Below are 19,953 nucleotides of genomic sequence, written 5' to 3' on the forward strand. Positions count from 1 at the left end.
ATGCCAGAAGAATCAGAAGTATTGAAGCTCGAAAGACAACTTTGCTTTCCTTTATATACAGCTTCGCGACTTACCACCCAGTGCTATCAACCAATTCTTCAAGAGTTGAATCTTACTTACCCTCAGTATTTGGTCATGTTGGTTCTGTGGGAAAAAAATAATTTGAGCCTTTCGGACATCGCTCAAAAATTATACTTACAGTCCAATACCTTAACACCTTTATTGAAACGGATGGAGGAATTAGGCTTGTTGACAAGAATTCGCTCTAAACAAGATGAGCGAAGCATTTGTATTTCTTTGACTGAAAAAGGTGAAACCCTAAAGACTCAAGCAGAACAAGTTCCCTCTAAGCTAATGCAACAAATTTCTCTAACCAGAGACGAAGCCATTCAACTACATACCTTATTATATAAGCTCATTCAGGGTTCATAAAACGTAAATAGCCGATTCTCATGAAAATCGGCTATTTTTGTACCTTTAAGTTAATAATTTAGAATAAATGGTATTTTGAAAATAGGTATAGAAGAATGTACCTATTTTTTGCTACTATTTTTCGAAAAAAAATCACAATGAGAATTGTACCCGAAATCGAGCGTTTAGTGTGTAGGTTACTTAGGCCATAGGCATTGGTACCAACCTCAGCAACATGACCATCAGAGGAAAAAGAAACAAATAGTAAATTCATATTTAAATCCTATCTTCTCACACACCCGATGCATTCATTTATGATTGAAGCCACACATAGGGTAGTAACACTTACAAAAGCCTGCATAAGGATGATTCTGATTAATAGAACCATTAAAACTGCTTATCTTGAAAATATCAAACACCTCACTAATTTCCCTTAGATAGCACTACTTCAGTTCTTACACATTCGCTTGAGTTCACCAGCCTTCATATCGTCATATACCAATAGTTATTTCCTGAAACCATATTCTCTAACGATGAGATTTAAGAACTTTCCAAATCCTAATTCTTGAGGAATTTTGGCAATATCTGTCGAGCTAGATTTGCTTCACTTCACATTTAAAAATTCTCGATAATTGTCAACTTACACTACTATTTGTAAAGACCTTACTTAGACATCTCCGATGAAATACAGCGTTTTGTTCGGAAACGAGAGAACAATATGTCATAAAGAGATGTATCTGTTTGGGTAAAATCTCGAATTATGTTTGATCAATATCACTTTCTATCCCTAAAATCGGCGTTTTATCCCAGAAATTTTGTCCCCTTTTCCTGTCAATCTAATTTCATTCCATAATCGAATCTCAAGCAATTAAACACTCGGCGGAGATACGCAATAGCAATGAAAAAATCATCTTTTCTACCCGTAATTTTATCAGCATTGTGTTGTAGTTTACTATTTACAAATTGTAAAGGCCCAGCAGGGGACATTGGTCCAGCTGGGGTAGCGGGACCGGTAGGACCAGCTGGACCAACAGGCCCTGCCGGACAAACTGGCAACGCCAACGTGATTCAAATCTCATACGCAGCCAAAACTTGGACGGCTGCAAAAGGCTCAGCTCAACAATTTGTTTTCCCTTCTAATGTCACGAGTGCAATAATGAATAGTAGTGCTATATTAATCTATATGACCAATGGCACACCAAATACCGCAACCTCTTATGGTTGGTATGCTATCCCTGGTATTGTCCCAGCAAATGGAGTTGAACATGAATTCTACTATGAAACTACTTTTGCTGGAAACACCGCAGGAATAAATATTTATAGAAAAATAGCTTCTACAGCATCACTTTCAGCTTCAACTCGCATAGTGATTATCCCAGCGAACGACATACGAAGTGGGCGTAAAGCAGCAGTGGATTTCTCAGATTATAATGCTGTAAAAGCGTATTATAACCTAGAGGATTAAAATAATTTATTAAAAGCAGGATGCCGAAAATGCTGATTGAGAGTAGGCGAAAAACGATTAATTATTTACAAAAATGAAAAGATTATTCTTTACCCTCGCAATAGTTCTGTTTATCGGACATTTTGTAGATGCCCAAAATCACAATACGCTATGGTGTGACAAAGACATGAAACTAAAAAACACGCATCACTTCATGTAGCAAAAAACCACTGAAACGGGTAAACTTAATGCTAAAATGAAATGGGGAGCGCCAAATGGTGGTGCTACTTTTTCGGCAGCCAATCTAGAAATCACCAACGGGACTTGTGAATCTTGTAAGCCTCTTGGCGCTATTGGTTCGGGCAATTATGAGCAAAATTGGGTTATTAAAGTAACTGATCCCTCAAAACCTGTAACATTTGCGTGGAAAACTACAGGTACAATTAATGTGTGTGGTACTGGAAAACTTGTTGTCCCGAAACCATTCTAATCAAATTTGATTTATATTTGCGATTAGAGGATAAAACGCCTTTTCTCTTCAAAAATAAAGAATAGGGAAAGGTGTTTTTTGTACTACTATCCACTGAAAATGCCCAACACACTTATCAAAATAGCACTTTTATTTTTAGCTTCTTATACTGTATTTGGGCAACCTCTCTCCCTACCTGAAAGTGAAGTCAAAAAACTGAAACTAAATGTAGAAGTAGGCGCCGAAGACACTAATAGTGTCATCAGCTTATGGCGTTTGGCAAGGTATCATACCATGACAGCGCCTCATCAAGCTGTAGTATATGCAACCAAGTCAATCAATCTTGCCCGAAAACTCGATTACACTTATGGCGAACTGGTTTCTTTACAGGCGTTGAGCTTCGTCTCAACCATCACAGGCGACTGGCAAAACGGTATGCAGTCGGCTTATGAAGGCTTGCAGGTAAGTCAAGCAAAATACCCCAAATTAGAAATCGTTTTTTACAACTTAATCGCTCTTGTTTACGAAAAGCAACAAGATAGCAAACACCGATTAGAATGGTTATTAAAAGCCAAAAACGACCCAGAAATAGAATCACTTCCTAACAACGGAAAATGGTTGATTTTTCATAATCTTGGCGAAGTTTATGAAAATTTAAACGAGCTCGATTCTGCCATGTATTATGGAAAATTAATAGACACGAGTTGTAGAAAATTGAACATTCCTATAGAGGTATCCTATGCCAATGCCGTCATGGGAAGGGTAGAAAAAAAACGCAAAAACTACCCACAAGCCCTACACTATCTAAGAACTGCGATTAGTTTCTCAAACAAATTCGGCAACCCTTTTTTAGAAACTGAGCAGTCGGTCGATTTGGCAGGGGTTTTTCAGGCAATTAACCAATCAGACTCGGCTATTTTTTATGCAGAAAAAGCCTTAGCAGGCGGTCGACAATTCAAAAACTTAGTACTTACCATAAGCGCAGCCAAAGTTTTAGCGCAAATCTACGAACATAAAAACCCAGACAAAGCAATCTACTATCTGAAAATAGTAAATGCCTCTAACGATAGCCTTTACACCACTTCTAGAATTTTTCAAACGCAAAATATTGTCAATACCATCAAACAACGTGAGCAAGAATTGATAGAAGCTAAAAAAGAGTACAACAATTCTATCAGGCAAAATACGCTCATTGGATTTCTTATTTTTTTCGGATTATTGACTATTATTTTGATTCGGAATAACCGTCAAAAACAAAAAAATAATGCCGTTCTGAAGGATAAAAACCGAGAAATAAGCCTTCAAAAGGAGGAAATAGAGAAAACAATGGAGCAGAAACAAATGCTTCTTTCCGAACTGCAACATCGTGTAAAAAACAATCTACAGTATGTGATCAGCATTCTAGAAATCCAGAAAGAATCAGCGAGCCATAGCAACATTGACGACTTGATAAGAAGCAACCAGAATCGGATTCATTCGATTGCTTTGCTCCATAAAAAATTGAATGTTTCGGAAAGTGTTAATGAGGTTGACTTGAAACGATACATAACCGACCTATCCGAACTCGTCAAGGATTCGTATGACATCAAAGAAAAAAATGTGAGTCTGTTTATCACTTGTGATATCGAGATTTTATCAATTACAAAAGCACTGCCTTTGGGTTTGATTATCGTCGAGTTGGTTAGCAATAGCATGAAACATGCTTTCAAGAATCAAACAAAAGGCATTATCAATATTGAAATTACCCAAGAGAAAAACTCAAAAAAGAATTGTCTGCACTACATCGACAATGGCGTTGGCTTTGATTTTAAGAATGTACAAACCAAAGGGCTTGGGGTAGAGATCATGAAAGGGCTGATTGACCAACTCAATGGCACAGTGGAAACACAACTCAAAAAAGGGTTTGAACTGAAAATGTGTTTTTAACGACCTCTACAATGAATTCAAAAGTAATACTAATCGTAGAAGACGATTTTCTGAACAGAAGACTCACTAAGAAAATTCTTCAAGAAAATAGCTATCAGGTTTTAGAAGCCAAAAACGCCGATGAAGCCTTGGCAATTCTCAATAAAGAATTGGTTGACCTCGCTATTCTTGATATCAATCTCGGCGATGGAGAAATGGATGGTATTAGTTTGGGTAATCTCATTCAAAACAAACAAAAAGTGCCATTCATCTATTTGACTGCTTACGAAAATACCAACATCATCAGTGAAGCTGTCGCAACGTCGCCTTATTCTTATCTTACCAAACCGTTTAAAAACAGCGACTTAATAGCCTCTATTGAATTGGCACTCATAAAATCTTCAAAAGAAGACAAACCTAAACCCACCATTTTGGTAAAAGATGGTGAGTATAAAGTAGAATTACCACTAGATGATATCAATTTCATCAATTCAGAAGGAAATTATTTACTCTTTTATACCAACGAGAAAACGTTTAAATCTCGTGCAACTATTTCACAAATTTTAGAAGTATTACCTCCCTCAAAATTCATTCAAATTCACCGAGCATTTATAGTCAATAAGGATAAAATTGAGAAGTATAATGCTAAAAATGTGGTCATAAAAAATGCCATCATACCACTTTCCAAGAAAGACCTCTTTGAGAAGTAATCCATTGACAATAAGATCAATATGCTCAAAATTGGTCATTAATCGCTGAAATGGTTTCATCTACAAGTGCTTCTTCATCTAAGTAGTTGGATTAAAATATACCTCGGCAAAGACTTTTGAAACCTTTGTTGGAATTTTCGCCAACAAATTAGCATTAGCAACAAGCTTGCTAAATAATGTCATCAATACTTCCCACGTTGCTTGCCGTTGACTCGTTGGAGATAGCTCCAACGAGGGCTAAAAATTCCACCACAGATAAAAACGTCACCTCCAACAGTCTGAGTCTCTTCTAATAAGTGTATCTATAAAAATTTTCTCATGAATAAATTGTATTATTCAAATAGCACAAACCGATTTAGTGAGCTTGTTTGTACTTTTATGTTATGATTGTGAAAAAGTTTAGATACAATACTCAACTTACTCTGCCTTGAGCCATTTCTGGATCCAATTTTCGCGCCTTGATTTTGACAAAATACGCAAGATTTTCTTAACAAATTTATTAAAAAGTCATCGCCTTTGGGTTGATGATAGACTATTCTCTAACAATGACTCAGTTATTTAATTTTAAACAAAAGGTAGACTACAAAACAGAAATTCTGGCAGGATTGACAGTTGCCATGACCATGATTCCAGAATCTCTGTCGTTTGCTATCTTAGCCAAACTTCCCCCATTGGTTGGGTTGTATGGTGCCTTTATTATGGGACTCATAACTTCCATTTTCGGTGGTAGACCCGGTCTAATTTCAGGAGGAGCAGGTGCAACCGTGGTCGTACTCATTGCCTTGATGAATTCACACGGGCTTGACTATGTATTTGCTGCTATTATCTTGGGGGGAATCTTTCAATTACTAGTCGGAATCTTTCGTTTGGGGAAATTCATACGACTTGTTCCTCAACCTGTTATGTTTGGATTTGTGAACGGTTTGGCTGTTATCATATTCATGGCGCAATTAGAACAATTCAAAACAGTCGTTGATGGACATCTGACATGGCTTTCAGGCTCGGCACTTTATACAATGTTAGGATTAGTTGCACTAACCATTCTTATTGTACTAGGCTTTCCGCGTCTTACTAAGGCCGTTCCTTCTTCGCTAGTAGCAATTATTATCGTAGGCTTTATCGTTTTTTTCTTTCAGATAGATACCAAAACCGTAAAAGATATTGCTTCTGTCAGCGGTGGATTACCCCCTTTTCATATCCCTCAAGTACCGCTTACTTTTGAAACGCTACAAATTATTTTTCCGTATGGCTTGGTTATGGGTGGCGTTGGCCTTACCGAAGGACTCTTAACGCTTAATGTTGTAGATGAAATCACTGAAACTAGAGGCGATGGTAATCGAGAGTCGCTAGCACAGGGAACTGCTAATATCCTCAATGGTTTTTTCTTTGGTATGGGCGGTTGTCCCATGATTGCGCAAACTTTGGTAAACATTTCTGCCGGTGCACGTGCTAGACTTTCGGGAATTGTAGCGGCTTTTACGATTCTATCAATAATCCTTTTTGCTTCACCAATTATCGAAGCATTGCCTATGGCGGCGTTGACAGGTGTAATGATGATGGTGGCTATTGGCACTTTTGAGTGGATGAGTCTGAAAGTGATTAACAAAATGCCCAAAGCTGATATAATTGTAGGCATTTTAGTCGCATTGATTACGATATGGCTTCATAATTTGGCATTAGCGGTATTGATTGGAGTAATCATTTCAGCCCTAGTATTTGCATGGGAAAGCGCCAAACGTATTCGTGCACGCAAATTTATAGATGAGCATGGAGTAAAACATTATGAAATTTATGGTCCATTATTCTTTGGTTCTACTACTACTTTTATGGAAAAGTTTGACATTCAAAACGACCCACAAGAAATCATCATAGATTTTAAGGAAAGCCGTATTGCTGATATGAGTGCCATAGATGCCGTCAACAAGTTGACCGAAAGATACCTAAAATTGAATAAGACAGTTCGTTTATGTCATTTGAGTGCCGATTGTCGCCAATTGCTCCAAAATGCTAACCAAATAATAGATGTAAACATCGTCGATGACCCCACTTATCCTGTCATGGAATAGGTACAATTTAGAAAAATCAACAATGTGACCCGTCCAAGAAGAAATGAGCTTTCTCTTCTTGGACGGGTCTATTTATTTCGAGATGGTTCCCTCCTTAATCTGCAAAATTGGCAACGTTGCCGGTAACGATTGCACTAAAAAAGACAGTTTTTTATTTGTTAAGTTCAATATTGAAGTCCAATTTCGAACATAAAAGCATTGATTTTAGCTCAATTGCCTTTAAACCCTTTTCATTTTGGGACTCTCTTGAGTAAAATTCTGAGAAAAAAATCTTCCAGAATACACTCTAGATGGAACTATGACATTTAATCATTCAGACGGTTTATGAAAACTCATTTTCTTCGTTGGGCTGCGGCTTTAGTTGTAGCTACTCCATTTGCTAGTTTAGCGCAAAAAACTCAATCTTATAGTTGGGATAATTTACCCAAAATTACTCAACCAAGTTTCAGAAAAGATACTCTCAATATTCAGAAATTAGGTGCTAAACCAGACGGTGTTACGCTCAACACACAGACAATTAATAACGCTATTAATACGATTAGCCAAAAAGGGGGTGGCGTTGTTCTGATTCCCAAAGGTATTTGGTTAACAGGACCTATCGAGTTGAAAAGCAATGTAAACTTACATATTCAAAAGTCTGCCATCGTACTTTTTACAGGTGATAAAAGCCAGTATGCTCTCATAGAAGGTTCTTATGAAGGGAAAAAAGCTGCTCGTAATCAGTCTCCCATTTCGGCAACAGGTGTTGAAAATGTTGCTATTACAGGCAAAGGAATTATTGATGGAAATGGAGATGTATGGCGAGCTGTAAACAAAGCACAGCTAACAGAAGGACAATGGAAAGAAAAAGTAGCTTCGGGCGGTGTGGTAAGAGCCGATGGTAAAGCGTGGTATCCAAGCGAGCAATTCTTGAAGGCTAGTGTTGAGGGTAAAAGTATGTTGCTTACAGATGGCAAAAAACCTGCTGATTTTGCCGATATGAAAGATTTTCTTCGCCCTAATTTGTTGGTTTTGACACAATGTAAAAAAGTTCTAATAGATGGTGTTACTTTTCAAAACTCTCCAGCGTGGTGTTTACATCCATTGATGACTGAAAATTTGACGATTAGAAATGTGGTAGTCAAAAATCCAGAGTACGCGCAAAATGGAGATGGTATGGACATTGAATCTTGTAAAAACTTCTTGATTGAAGGTTGTACTTTAGACGTTGGAGATGATGCGATTTGTATTAAATCAGGTAAAGACGAAGAAGGTCGTAAACGTGGAATGCCAACCGAAAACGGCATTATCCGTAACAATGTTGTATATAATGGTCACGGTGGCTTTGTAATTGGAAGCGAAATGAGTGGTGGCGCTCGCAACCTCTTTGTGTATGACTGTACATTTATGGGTACCGACAAAGGACTACGCTTCAAGTCTGTTCGTGGCCGTGGGGGTGTTGTTGAAAATATTTATGCTAAAAATATTTATATGAAAGATATTGCTCAGGAAGCTATTTTCTTTGATATGTACTATTTTGTAAAATTTGCCACAGATTCACCAAGAGATGAGCGTCCGATTGTAAATGAAGGGACTCCTATTTTTAGGAATATGAAATTCGAAAATATTGTTTGTCATGGTGCTAAAAAAGGCATCTTTGTGCGTGGATTACCAGAAATGCCAATTCAAAATATTGCTATTGAAAATGCAACACTTCAAGCAGAAGAGGGAGCTATATTGATAGACGCAAGTGGAATTACCTGTAAAAATGTAGCTTTACTTTCTGAAAAAACAGAACCTGTTATTTCAATAGAAAATAGCCAAAAAATTACTTTCGATAATATTGAGATAAATAAAGGCGCCAAACGCTTCTTCACAATTAGTGGAGATCGTGCAAAAAGCATCACTGTAATAAAAACAAAATTGGAGCAAGCTAGCCAAAAAGTAGAGTGGAAAGATGGTGCTATGGAGTCTATCCTTTCAATAATGCCCTAATTCCGTAAATTTTAATCAAGATATTAGGAGTTACCAACATTTGTTCCGTTATTTGTCAAAAATTAAAACAAATGCAAACAGGAACAGTAAAATTTTTCAATGAGTCAAAAGGTTTTGGCTTCATTTCTCCAGAAAATGGTGGAGAAGACATTTTTGTCCACATTTCAGGATTAGTAGACTCAGTTCGTCAAGACGACAAAGTTGTTTTCGACGTAGCTCAAGGTAAAAGAGGATTAAATGCCGTTAATGTAAAGTTGGCTTAATATATAAGATATAACTGATCATTTCTTTTAAGCACACCTTTCGAGGTGTGCTTTTTTTTGTATAAATAAGATGCCCCCTAATTAATTTGTTTCGTAATTTATTACTATTAACTTTGATTTAATTAGTAAGCAAAAATAATAGATGAATTTCTCTCTTAAGATATTTTACTTTTATTGTCTCCTGACCGACTTCCCTTCTTATTATGCTCCTCTAAGATTTCATCCATCATTTTAAAAGCTCCTCATAGAGTTATCGGTTATGATAAAAAAAGATAAGAAAGTAAAAGAAAAAAAGGATTTGAGTATGTATATCACCTGTCTTATTCAAGACCCTGTGAAGGATTTTACGATTTCTTTTGATCGTGCTCTTTTAGATAAAAAACGAGAGAAGTACGGAGATAAGTTGATTTTTAATCCAGCTTAAATTAAAACAGAAGTAATGATTTGGGAAAAAAATGTACGAGTAGCAAAAAAAAAGAGTGTTCAATATAAACACTCTTCATGGAATAACTTAGTTGGCTAACTTAGCAATTTGAACAGCCTTTGGTCCTTTACTTGAAGGTTCAACCAAAAACTCTACTTGGTCTTGTTCCTTAACTGGCTCTTTTAAATCGTTTGCGTGAAAGAATATTTTTTTCTTAGATTTACTATCAATGATAAAACCAAATCTTTTTTGAGTATTAAAAAACTCCACCATTCCTTGATGCGCAGTTTTATCTGCTGGACCTCTTTCGTATCTATCTGATCTTTTTCCCGAAGCGGCATTATCCTCACTTCCCGCAGGTTTTGGAGGCGTAGTTGTTAGATTTCCATATTCGTCAACATAAGCTAACATCTCAGAAAAATCTTTCCCTTTGCTAGAGTTAGTTTTTCTGTCTTCTCTCTTGTCATCTTTCTCTTGACGTTTTTTACGTTTTTTGGATTCTCTGTCTTTTTTGTTTGCCGTTATTTGGGAACTGCTCATATTGGAGGGGTTAAAATGTGATGTCAATCAATATTGACTATACCTGAAGATAGAGAACCAGTGTTGCATAAGGGGGTCATATTAAAATATTTCATTCCAAAAGCGATTGTGTTACGTCTATCCAACAAAGATAAAAGAATTATATGGGATTATGCTGTATTGAAAGCGAAACATACTTGCTATTGTAATAATAAATTCCTTTTTATAAATATAGCTACCTCTTTTCAATTTTGTACATCTTTATGTAGAATATTAGCTAAATATTATTTTTTTGAGAAAATTAATAATTTAAAAAAGTTGCTAAATCAGGATAAAAGGGCATCGTAATTCGTTTATATTAGGGCACTTTTAACTATCCTCAATTTTACTATGTCAGAAAACTTACAAAATTCAAGAAGAGATTTCCTTAAAAAAGGTGCTGCGGCGGCTGTAGGAAGTTTCTTCATAGTTCCTCGCCATGTGTTAGGCAAGGGATTTATTGCTCCAAGTGACAAACTCAATATTGCTGCTATCGGTGCTGGAGGTAAAGGTCAATCGGATATTATTAACGCTTACAACAATGGTGCTTCAAATGTAGTGGCACTTTGTGATGTGGATTGGGCGAGAGCCAAAACCGCAATTGAAAAATTCCCGAATGCTAAGAAATTCAGAGATTTTAGAGTAATGTTAGACCAAATGAAGTCTGATATTGATGCTGTAACGATCTCTACACCAGACCACTTCCATGCTTATGCAGCTATGGCTTGTATGCAAATGGGTAAGCACGTGTACGTACAAAAGCCTTTGACGCACAACATTGCTGAAGCTCGTATGCTTACCAAAGCAGCAAGAAAGTACAAGGTGGTAACTCAAATGGGTAACCAAGGCTCGTCAAACCCACTTCAACAAGTAGCTAGTAAATGGTTTGATGATGGCAAAATAGGTACAGTTCATACCGTAAATATTTGGACTAACCGCCCTGTTTGGCCACAAGGAATTCCTGTGCCAACAGATAAGCCTGCTTTGGTGGAGTCGATGTCTCCAGCTGATTGGGATGTGTGGGTTGGTCCTGCTCAATGGGTTGATTATCATCCGTTGTACCATCCATTCAAATGGAGAGGTTGGTGGAATTTTGGTACTGGCGCTTTGGGAGATATTGGTTGTCATACGATTGATTCGGCATTCCGTATTTTGGGATTGAGCTATCCAACAGAAGTAGAATGTAGCGTAGGGGCGGTGTTTATCAAAGACTGGACTCCTGAGTATATTCCTGAAGGTTGTCCTCCATCTTCACACGTAGAAATTAAATTCCCAGCAACTAAGAAAAATAAGTCTGCTGTGAAAATGATTTGGATGGATGGTGGTATTCGTCCTATGCACCCAGATTTGATTCCTGCCAATACACCAATTAGTGATGATGGCGGTGCTAATGGTATTATTTTGACAGGGACTAAAGGTATCATGACCATTGGTATGTATGGTAACAACCCTAAAATTTATTTGAATAATGGCGAAGTTATCGATACGCCAAAATTAGCTAATGACATCAAGTTACCAGAATATGGTCACCAAGTAAGTTGGACAAACGCTTGTAAAGCAGGTTTTGCAAGTAAAGAGCATAAAGAACTATCTTCATCATTTGATTATTCTGGTCCGCTTACAGAAACAGTATTGATGGGTAATTTGGCGATCCGTAGTTATATGTTGCGCAAGAAAAACGAAAAAGGTGGACTTGACTTCTACGGTCGTAACAAGTTGTTGTGGAACGGTGAGGACATGAAGATTACTAACTTCGACGATGCCAACCAATTTGTGGGTCGTACCTATCGTGAGGGTTGGAAAGTAGTAGATGTGTAGGAAACAACTAAATCTTGAACTAGTAACTCATGATTTTAATAAACCGAGTACAATGATTGTAATCTGATAAAAAAAACGGAGGTGACTTCACCTCCGTTTTGCTTTTTAGCCTTTTCATGAATTATGCGAATCAAAAAATTATTCAGCACTCATGCTTAGTATCTAATTGACCAAAATGGGTTTACTTCTTCTTTGAATTTTTCCTTCACATGCTTTTCTATCATTTGCTGATATCCCACTTCTTTGATTTTGCTTCCTTTAATTTTTTTGGGTAAATCTAATTCTGTTGTAAGTTTTTTAAACTCTATTTTGGAGGCTGAAATCACACAGGCGCCATTATTAATATCTAATTCGAGTATGAGTCCTGGCAAGCCCCAAAGTCTTTCAGGTCCAGCTTTTGCCTTAATATCCTGTGCAAACCACGCCACAATTACTTGATTTTTGATAGGGTCTTTGATTTGCGCCTTCATACAAATATGCCCCGCAACATCCTTTATGTCGTTCAAAATTTTCCATTGAGGGCGTTCTAGACTATCTTCAACAACGTAGGTTTTCCCAAGAAAATCAATCACATCTGTGAGAGTTTCATTTTCGAAGTCTCTATAAATGATAAACTGCTCTTTACGCCAAGAATATCCATTGGTATTTTCTTCCTTTTCCTCGTATTTCGACCTTTTAGGACTAAAAAATAACGTGTAGGTTTGAGTACTAATGTCAATATTCCCAAACATATAGGCATTTTTTTCTTTTTGCTGTTTGCTCAAAAAGGTCATTTGGTCATTCATTTTTGTCCATGAAGTCGTTCGCTTGAAAGTAACTTCACCTTCATTTTTTTGAGCTTTTGCCCAAATCCCAAAGGCGAGCAAAAGAATAATTAAGGTCATTTTTTTCATATAATTTGTGTCTATAATATCTAACCAGATAGAGAAATATTTTACCTAAAACATATTATTATTCTTTTTCAATTTAGCATCATGTCCTCGTACGTTGTAAGTCAAACTCAACATAAAGTATCTAGCAAGAGTAAACGCTTGCTGATAAGTTACAAAGTTTTGAGAACCCGTTTGCGTGATAGCTTGGCGCTTATTAAATACATCAAATGCTGCCAAACGTGCTTCCAAACGGTTATCTTTCATCAATAAGCGACGTACTGAAACATTTAAAATGGGAATGTTTTGAGAAAAGTTAAATCGATCGTTTTCGTAACCAGTATAGTTGAAACTACTTTCTAGAAAGGTTTTCTTGATAAAGCTCCATTTGGCATCAATATTCAATCCTTTGCTAATAATATTCTGATTTTGACGGGTTTCAATTGAATATTTGATGTTATTAATAGAGTAATTTCCGCCTAAAGTCACAAATATTTTATCACTTGGAGTAATACTAAAACCAATGTTAGCTGAGTAGGCATTACTGTTAGTAGTATTCAAAACTGAGTTTACCAACGTGGGTGTATTTGAGAGATTATAATTCACACTCAAATTGGTAGTCCATTTGGTTTTAATAATGGGGAAACTCGAATATAAATTCGTTCTAAACGACTCAGCACCAGACATATTTTCGGGACGAGTACGTGTGACTAAATTAGCATCAACAGTTTGATTATAAACCACCTGATTAAGGTAGTAATTGTAATTCATCCAGAGATTGATACTAGTAAAGTTGCTTTGATTAAAACGTGAAATACTCAAGTTTACATCATGTGATTTGGTTGGATTTAAGTTTTGATTTCCCTCGGTGATATAAAAAGGGTTGGTGTTTTGAATAACAGGCTGCAAAGCACTAATACTTGGTGCATTGACATTTATTCCATAACCAAATCGAATGTAGGTGCTTTGTTGTGGATTGAAGGTTGCTGTAAAATTTGGTACAATAGCATCGTATTGTTTAGAAATCTGAGTTGTCAAATTTCCACCTTCGGTAGGATATACTTTTCCTGACAAGTCGTATCTCAATGCTGCTACACCAAGCGATAGATTAATCCCTTTCTTATTAAAACGCAAACCCGTTCCGATACGGTTATAGGTAATTCGGTTTTCATAATAAGTACTCAAACTATCATATCGTTGAGTTTCGATAAGACCATTATAAGCATCGCGACCAACATTTTGCTGGTTGTTAGAAAAATTATAGAAGTTTTCCCAGAAAAAACGCTTTGAGAGTGGTTCCAAATAATTCAAACCCGCTTTTAATGTCAGTGTTCGGTTAGCATTTTGATTAAGTTGAGCTATTGCACGAATTTGGTCGTTAGGATTGCTAGCTTCGAAGAACTGTGTTAATGAACGAATATTATCTGTTCCATCGGTAGTTGATCTTACAAATGAGCTACTAGCAGCAAATACACGTCCAACCTTTTTGAATTTATGACGGAAAATAGCAGTACCATTTAGATTATAAGCATTCAGATTTGAGCTGTTATTGAGATTAATACGGTTTTGTAAAGCATCATTATTGTTGATGTACTCTTGACGAGTACCCACAGCACTATTCGAATTACTAAAACGCAAATTCGCTTTGGTAATCAAAGTATTTGTCGAGTCAAGCATTTGCTCCCAGCGTCCACTGATGGAGTGGTTAGCTCTAAAGCTTACCGTTGAACTGGTATCCAAAGTACTGAAAGAACCATTTTGAAGGAAGGTTCTTTTGTTCTGATTTTGATCCAAATTCAATTTAGTTTGATTATATACATAACTGGTACTCAGCTTGGTTTTGTCATGTGTATAATTGTAGTTGACACCACCACCCAAATTATTGGTAAAACCTTTTCCATTGAAACTACTCAATAAATCATCGTCACCACCAATAAAAAAGGCGTCGCCACCACTTCCAAAGCCAAAATCTCCATTATCAAAACTACTGAAGGTATTATTTCCTTTAAATTCGCCATAGTCACTCCAGTTGACACCCGTTTCGTTGATATTATTAGCATATCCAATGACGGAGAACTGTTCTTTTTTGTTGAAACGGTTATAATTTCCTCTCAAAACTCCTCGGTCTGAGGTACCAACGGCGCCTGTAATTTTACCAAATTCTCCTTTTTTGAAGTTTTCTTTCAACTCAAGATTGATGGTTTTTTCTTTGCTACCATCGTCTACGCCCGTAATCGTAGCTTGGTCTGATTTACGATTAAACACCTGAATTTTCGAGATGGTCTCAGCGCCTAGATTTTTGGTGGCAGCTTTTGGGTCATCGCCAAAAAAGGTTTTGCCATCGACGGTTACTTTTTTGACATCATTGCCTTGCGCCTTAATGTTTCCGCTTCCATCTACCTCTATACCAGGCAGTTTACGCAATAAATCTTCAACCGTTGAACCTGGCGGCACTTTAAATGAAGCCGCATTATACTCGATAGTATCGCCTTTGATACTCAAGGGAGCTTTGGCAGTTTTGACCACAATTTCGAGTAATTCTTGCGAGATAGGTTTGATTTTGATAAAGCCCAAATCGTTTATAGCTGTTGGGCTAGGAGTGAGGTGTTGCTGATAAGGTAAAAATCCAACATAGGAAATTTTGAGGAGATAGGGAATGTTTTTAACATTTCGAAATTCGAAAACTCCTTTTTCGTTGGCATTACCAAAATTAACTAAGGAGGAATCTGAAGGTGAAAGTAACATTACTGTAGCATCTGCCAAAACTGCCGAGTTGGTATCTTGAACAATACCTTTAATACTTATACGAGTAGGGTTTTGTGCATAAAGTTGTGTTATGGCGAGCATCAACAGCACACTTAATAGGACTAGAATTCGATTCATAGGTCTGATTTTTAGATTTAATGGAGGTAAAGAAAGCATCTTGTTTTCTTGATAGAACAAAGATAAGCATATCTACGAAAATTTCGTAGATATGCTTATCTATTAGCAATAAAAAATTTTAAGTAGCTTATAATAGGTTAATAAATGATAAAAAATCGCTAATCAGAATGTTTGAAGGAAGCGAAGACTAATATCTTATCACCCAAAACGGATTTATTTCCTCTTTGATTTTTTCCTTGATAAATTTATCAATCATACCCTGATACTCAGCATCTGTGATTTTTTTACCCTTGAGTTTTTTGGGAGGTTCAAGTTCTTTATCTACTTTTTTGAATTCAATTTTTGAAGCTACAACAGTTACCGCTCCGTCGTTGATGTCTAGTTCTAAAATCATTCCTGGCAATCCCCAAAGTCTTTCAGGTCCTGCCTGCGATGGGAGGTCTTGTGCAAACCAAGCCGTAATTTTTTGATTTTTGATAGGATCTTCGACCTGAGCCTTCATACAAATATGTCCAGCAACTTCTTTTAAGTCATTCAAAATTTTCCATTCAGGAAGCTTAAGGCTGTCTTCAACGATATAAGTTTTTCCCAACATCTCAATTACATCAGTCATCGTATTTTTCGTAAAATTACGACCAATACTATACGCCTCCTTACGCCAAGCATATCCTTCTGATTGATCATTTTTCTCTTCAGAATTGACATACTTTGATTCATTATCATTGAAATAGAGAAGGGTGTAATTAGCCCAATCGTCTTTTCCACCAAACATATAAGACATTCTTTCTTTTTCTTGCTTACTCAAATAAGTTAAGGTAGAGTTAAGTTTTGTCCAATAGGTCGTTCTCGTAAAATAAACAACCCCTTCGTTGTTTTGTCCGAAAGAGGTAAAATAAGCGATATATAGTAGTGCTAAAAGGAATATTTTTTTCATCGAAATAATAGTTTTCTGTTTGTAAGAATAGATTCTCTGTAAGTTGGCAAAAGGCAAAAGAGTATCAACCTCTTTTGCCTTTACGTTTCATTAAAAGAATCCTCCGTTTTTCTTGAGTTTGTCTGAGTGACCTTTAAGGTTATAAGTCAAGCTCAACATAAAGTAACGAGCCAAAGTCAGTGCCTGTTGGTTGCTAACGGTATTGAGATATCCTGTTTGTACGATAGATTGACGTTTGTTGAAAATATCAAATGCTGCTAAACGTACTTCCATACGGTTTTCTTTCATGAATAATCTTCTTACCGAGCAGTTAAGAATAGGTATCTCTTGGTCAAATCCAAAACGGTCATTGCGATAGCTGTTATAATCAAAACTAGTTTCGAAGAAGGTCTTTTTAGCAAAATTCCATTTTACAGACGTTGATAAGCCCTTGGTACGGATATTTTGGTTTTGATTATTTTCAATCGTGTAAGAAATATTGTTGAATCCAAGATTTCCTTCGATGTTCATGATTAGCTTCTCACTTGGTGTAATACTAAAGCCCGCATTAATCGTGTAATTTTTATTGTTGGTTTGATTCACTACTGTATTTACAATGGTTGGTGTATTTGAGGTATTGATATTCCCTGAGATATTCATCGTCCATTTAGTTTTGATGATTGGGAAACTTGAATACATACCAACGTTAAAGTTTTTACCTCCTGACATATTTTCAGGGCGAGTTCTTGTCACCAAATTGGCGTCTACAGTTTGGCTGTAAACTATTTGACTCAAGTAATAGCGGTACGAAGACCAAATACCAATACTGGCAAAAGTTGCAGGATCAAACTTAGAAATATCAAAACTTAACTCGTGATTTTTGGCTGGCAATAAGTCCTGATTACCCGAAGTGATATAAAATGGGTTATTGTTCTGAACCACTGGCTGTAAGTCTGTTATACTCGGGGCTTCTACGTTGAGCGTATAATTGAATCCCATGTAAGCATTATTTTTGAACTCGATATTGGCAGAGAAATTTGGAGTCAAGGCTTGATATTGCTTACTGATATTTGCTGTAAGAGGTTTTCCTTTTTGAGGATATACCTTGCCGTCCAAGTCATATTGTAATACTGCTAATCCGAATGATAAGTTGATTCCGTCATTTGAAAATCTCAAACCTGAACCCACACGGTTGTAGGTAATTTGATTTTGATAATAGGTACTCAAACTATCATAACGTTGTGATTCTAAATTACCATTGAATGCGTCACGTCCTACATTTTGACCGCTGTTGTTGAAGTTATAGAAACTTTCCCAATAGACTTTTTTGGAAAGGGGCTCTAAGTAATTTACCCCTGCTTTAATCATCGTAGTAGTATTGGCATTTTGGTTGAGCTGAGAAATCGCACGAATTTGGTCGTTGACGTTGGTTGCGTTAAAGAAGCGCGTCAACGAGCGAATATTATCTGTTCCATCAGTCGATGAAGTACTTAAAGTGCTACTTGCTGCAAATGTTCTTCCTTTTTTCTTGAACTTATGGCGATAAATAGCGGTAAAGTTAAAGTTATAAGCATTCAGATTAGAGCCATTGTTCATGTTGATACGGTTCTGAACATCTTCAGAATTATTCAAATACTGCTGAACTTGGTTAACAGAACTATTGCTCCCACTGAAACGTAAATTTGTTTTAGCAATAATGGTATTCGAGGAATCCAACATTTGTTCCAAACGAGCAGCTACGCTATGTGAGTTTCTAAAACTAACAGTATTGTTGGTATCAAGCGTTGTAAAATTGGAGTTTTGAAGGAAAGTTTTCGTACTTTGATATTGGTCGAGGTTTAACTTAGTTTGGTTATAGAAATAACTTGAACTAAACTTAGTTTTCTGGTGAGTGTAGTTGTAGTTGACACCAGTACCAAAGTTGTTTGTAAAGCCTTTTCCGTCAAAATTGTTCAGATAATCGCCTTCCATATAATAGAATCTATTGCCATTTCCGAAGCCAAAATCTCCATTATCGTTGGAATTAAAAGAGTTATTTCCTTTAAATTCACCATAATCACTCCAGTTTACGCCCGTTTCGTTAATGTTATTGGCATAACCTAACACAGAGAATTGTTCTTTTTTGTTGAAACGATTATAGTTTCCTCTCAAAACGCCACGATCAGAAGTACCAACAGCGGCTGTAATTTTTCCGAAAGCGCCCTTCTTAAATTCGTCTTTCAATTCAAGATTAATGGTTTTTTCTTTTTTTCCATCGTCAGCTCCAGTTAAAAGTGCTTGGTCAGATTTGCCATTATACACTTGAACTTTAGAAATAGTTTCGGCTCCTAAGTTTTTGGTAGCAGCTTTGGGGTCGTCACCAAAGAAAGTTTTTCCGTCGACCAAAACTCTTTTTACATCCTTTCCTTGCGCCTTGATATTTCCGCTTGCATCGACTTCAATACCTGGGAGACGACGAAGAAGGTCTTCTACCGACGAACCTGGCGGAACCTTGAACGACGCAGCGTTATACTCGACCGTATCACCTTTGATACTAAGTGGCGCTTTGGCTGTTTTTACTACTACTTCAAGAAGTTCTTTGGCGATCGGCTTGATTTTGATAGGACCGAGGTCATTGACATCGTTGGGAAACTCTTTGAGTTTTTGTTGGTAAGGTAAAAATCCCACATAGGAGATTTTGAGCAAATACGAAGCATTTTTTACATTTCTGAATTCGAAGGAACCTTTGTCATTTGCTCTAGCAAAGTTCACCAATGACGAGTCTTTGGGTTGAAGAAGCATGACTGTTGCGCCTGAAAGTGTCATAGCACTTGTATCTTGCACAACACCACGAATGGTCACACGAGCAGGATTTTGGGCAAAGAGGTTGGTATATGTAAAAAATAAAGCAATTAATAGAACTAAAGATTTGTTCATAGAATTTTGAATTTTAGATTTTCTTGGAGGTAAATAGGAGTGCTGAATTATGAATGATGAGTTTTGAGTGTAATTTTATGATTACTCATATTTTATCTCATTAATTTCTTCAACTTAATTCTGCACGACTACGTATATGGTTTATGGAGCGGTGTATATATGGGGTTCAGCTTTCGGGTATCGGCTTTCAGCTTTTGAACTTCGGCTTTCAGCAACTTATCACTATAAAACATAAAATCACTCAGTGCCTCTGTATCTGTTGCCTCTGTGCCTACAAAAACAAAACCACTTTGTGCCTCTGTGCCTGTTGCCTTTGTCCCTACATCAACA

At 36.7% G+C, this 19,953-nt stretch carries 16 protein-coding genes; 11 read left to right on the forward strand and 5 right to left on the reverse strand.

Translation table 11 applies throughout. The features are described from left to right. The 10 genes from GVN22_RS15715 to GVN22_RS15755 all read left to right on the forward strand — a co-directional run bounded on the left by GVN22_RS15715 (position 1) and on the right by GVN22_RS15755 (position 9,666). Complete coding sequence (locus GVN22_RS15715; RefSeq protein ID WP_166551959.1) at positions 1 to 432, forward strand: MarR family winged helix-turn-helix transcriptional regulator; 432 nt, start codon at positions 1 to 3, stop codon at positions 430 to 432. A gap of 877 nt (positions 433 to 1,309) precedes the next feature. Beyond that, positions 1,310 to 1,876: a collagen-like protein gene (locus GVN22_RS15720; protein ID WP_166551960.1), complete on the forward strand. Its 567-nt coding sequence runs from the start codon at positions 1,310 to 1,312 to the stop codon at positions 1,874 to 1,876. Between the two features lie 73 nt (positions 1,877 to 1,949). After that, the gene (locus tag GVN22_RS28095; RefSeq protein WP_255494271.1) at positions 1,950 to 2,075 is read left to right on the forward strand and encodes a hypothetical protein; all 126 of its coding nucleotides are present in this window, start codon (positions 1,950 to 1,952) and stop codon (positions 2,073 to 2,075) included. A 36-nt stretch (positions 2,076 to 2,111) separates the two neighbouring features. Further along, a complete protein-coding gene (locus GVN22_RS15725) occupies positions 2,112 to 2,345 on the forward strand; it encodes a hypothetical protein (RefSeq protein WP_166551961.1) in 234 nt (77 codons plus the stop codon). A 99-nt stretch (positions 2,346 to 2,444) separates the two neighbouring features. Then, positions 2,445 to 4,250, forward strand: coding sequence for a histidine kinase dimerization/phosphoacceptor domain -containing protein (locus tag GVN22_RS15730; protein WP_166551962.1), 1,806 nt, complete (start codon positions 2,445 to 2,447; stop codon positions 4,248 to 4,250). Between the two features lie 11 nt (positions 4,251 to 4,261). Beyond that, positions 4,262 to 4,939 carry a LytTR family DNA-binding domain-containing protein gene (locus tag GVN22_RS15735; protein WP_166551963.1) on the forward strand — a complete coding sequence of 226 codons (678 nt, stop codon included), beginning with the start codon at positions 4,262 to 4,264 and terminating at the stop codon, positions 4,937 to 4,939. 545 nt (positions 4,940 to 5,484) lie between these two features. Next, positions 5,485 to 7,005, forward strand: a complete 1,521-nt coding sequence (locus tag GVN22_RS15740; RefSeq protein WP_166551964.1) for a SulP family inorganic anion transporter — start codon at positions 5,485 to 5,487, stop codon at positions 7,003 to 7,005. Between the two features lie 324 nt (positions 7,006 to 7,329). Next, the gene (locus GVN22_RS15745) at positions 7,330 to 8,979 is read left to right on the forward strand and encodes a glycoside hydrolase family 28 protein (RefSeq protein ID WP_166551965.1); all 1,650 of its coding nucleotides are present in this window, start codon (positions 7,330 to 7,332) and stop codon (positions 8,977 to 8,979) included. 71 nt (positions 8,980 to 9,050) lie between these two features. Next, positions 9,051 to 9,242 carry a cold-shock protein gene (locus tag GVN22_RS15750; RefSeq protein ID WP_166551966.1) on the forward strand — a complete coding sequence of 64 codons (192 nt, stop codon included), beginning with the start codon at positions 9,051 to 9,053 and terminating at the stop codon, positions 9,240 to 9,242. Positions 9,243 to 9,501: 259 nt separating this feature from the next. After that, complete coding sequence (locus GVN22_RS15755) at positions 9,502 to 9,666, forward strand: hypothetical protein (protein ID WP_166551967.1); 165 nt, start codon at positions 9,502 to 9,504, stop codon at positions 9,664 to 9,666. An 87-nt stretch (positions 9,667 to 9,753) separates the two neighbouring features. Here GVN22_RS15755 and GVN22_RS15760 read toward each other — a convergent pair whose 3' ends face one another. Further along, the gene (locus tag GVN22_RS15760; RefSeq protein ID WP_166551968.1) at positions 9,754 to 10,206 is read right to left on the reverse strand and encodes a cold shock domain-containing protein; all 453 of its coding nucleotides are present in this window, start codon (positions 10,204 to 10,206) and stop codon (positions 9,754 to 9,756) included. Between the two features lie 369 nt (positions 10,207 to 10,575). Here GVN22_RS15760 and GVN22_RS15765 point away from each other — a divergent pair, with 369 nt between their 5' ends. Continuing rightward, a complete protein-coding gene (locus GVN22_RS15765) occupies positions 10,576 to 12,042 on the forward strand; it encodes a Gfo/Idh/MocA family protein (protein WP_166551969.1) in 1,467 nt (488 codons plus the stop codon). Between the two features lie 155 nt (positions 12,043 to 12,197). Here GVN22_RS15765 and GVN22_RS15770 read toward each other — a convergent pair whose 3' ends face one another. The 4 genes from GVN22_RS15770 to GVN22_RS15785 all read right to left on the reverse strand — a co-directional run bounded on the left by GVN22_RS15770 (position 12,198) and on the right by GVN22_RS15785 (position 19,623). Then, a complete protein-coding gene (locus GVN22_RS15770) occupies positions 12,198 to 12,935 on the reverse strand; it encodes a GLPGLI family protein (RefSeq protein ID WP_166551970.1) in 738 nt (245 codons plus the stop codon). 45 nt (positions 12,936 to 12,980) lie between these two features. Next, positions 12,981 to 15,794 carry a TonB-dependent receptor gene (locus GVN22_RS15775; RefSeq protein ID WP_166551971.1) on the reverse strand — a complete coding sequence of 938 codons (2,814 nt, stop codon included), beginning with the start codon at positions 15,792 to 15,794 and terminating at the stop codon, positions 12,981 to 12,983. A 187-nt stretch (positions 15,795 to 15,981) separates the two neighbouring features. Then, complete coding sequence (locus tag GVN22_RS15780; protein WP_166551972.1) at positions 15,982 to 16,728, reverse strand: GLPGLI family protein; 747 nt, start codon at positions 16,726 to 16,728, stop codon at positions 15,982 to 15,984. 90 nt (positions 16,729 to 16,818) lie between these two features. Next, positions 16,819 to 19,623 (reverse strand): TonB-dependent receptor, encoded by a 2,805-nt coding sequence (locus GVN22_RS15785; protein ID WP_166551973.1) that lies wholly within the window; start codon positions 19,621 to 19,623, stop codon positions 16,819 to 16,821. Positions 19,624 to 19,953: the final 330 nt, after the last annotated feature.

The organism is Cellulophaga sp. BC115SP, assembly GCF_009905545.1.
Taxonomy (GTDB): domain Bacteria; phylum Bacteroidota; class Bacteroidia; order Cytophagales; family Spirosomataceae; genus Flectobacillus; species Flectobacillus rivi.

What these genes read in the sequence shown, in the direction of transcription:
- GVN22_RS15715 (WP_166551959.1), top strand. Translation starts at nt 1, where the DNA reads ATGCCAGAAGAATCAGAAGTATTGAAGCTCGAAAGACAACTTTGCTTT.
- GVN22_RS15750 (WP_166551966.1), top strand. Translation starts at nt 9,051, where the DNA reads ATGCAAACAGGAACAGTAAAATTTTTCAATGAGTCAAAAGGTTTTGGC.
- GVN22_RS15775 (WP_166551971.1), bottom strand. Translation starts at nt 15,794, where the DNA reads ATGAATCGAATTCTAGTCCTATTAAGTGTGCTGTTGATGCTCGCCATA.
- GVN22_RS15760 (WP_166551968.1), bottom strand. Translation starts at nt 10,206, where the DNA reads ATGAGCAGTTCCCAAATAACGGCAAACAAAAAAGACAGAGAATCCAAA.
- GVN22_RS15780 (WP_166551972.1), bottom strand. Translation starts at nt 16,728, where the DNA reads ATGAAAAAAATATTCCTTTTAGCACTACTATATATCGCTTATTTTACC.
- GVN22_RS15740 (WP_166551964.1), top strand. Translation starts at nt 5,485, where the DNA reads ATGACTCAGTTATTTAATTTTAAACAAAAGGTAGACTACAAAACAGAA.
- GVN22_RS15720 (WP_166551960.1), top strand. Translation starts at nt 1,310, where the DNA reads ATGAAAAAATCATCTTTTCTACCCGTAATTTTATCAGCATTGTGTTGT.
- GVN22_RS15755 (WP_166551967.1), top strand. Translation starts at nt 9,502, where the DNA reads ATGATAAAAAAAGATAAGAAAGTAAAAGAAAAAAAGGATTTGAGTATG.
- GVN22_RS15735 (WP_166551963.1), top strand. Translation starts at nt 4,262, where the DNA reads ATGAATTCAAAAGTAATACTAATCGTAGAAGACGATTTTCTGAACAGA.
- GVN22_RS15745 (WP_166551965.1), top strand. Translation starts at nt 7,330, where the DNA reads ATGAAAACTCATTTTCTTCGTTGGGCTGCGGCTTTAGTTGTAGCTACT.
- GVN22_RS15770 (WP_166551970.1), bottom strand. Translation starts at nt 12,935, where the DNA reads ATGAAAAAAATGACCTTAATTATTCTTTTGCTCGCCTTTGGGATTTGG.
- GVN22_RS28095 (WP_255494271.1), top strand. Translation starts at nt 1,950, where the DNA reads ATGAAAAGATTATTCTTTACCCTCGCAATAGTTCTGTTTATCGGACAT.
- GVN22_RS15730 (WP_166551962.1), top strand. Translation starts at nt 2,445, where the DNA reads ATGCCCAACACACTTATCAAAATAGCACTTTTATTTTTAGCTTCTTAT.
- GVN22_RS15725 (WP_166551961.1), top strand. Translation starts at nt 2,112, where the DNA reads ATGAAATGGGGAGCGCCAAATGGTGGTGCTACTTTTTCGGCAGCCAAT.
- GVN22_RS15765 (WP_166551969.1), top strand. Translation starts at nt 10,576, where the DNA reads ATGTCAGAAAACTTACAAAATTCAAGAAGAGATTTCCTTAAAAAAGGT.
- GVN22_RS15785 (WP_166551973.1), bottom strand. Translation starts at nt 19,623, where the DNA reads ATGAACAAATCTTTAGTTCTATTAATTGCTTTATTTTTTACATATACC.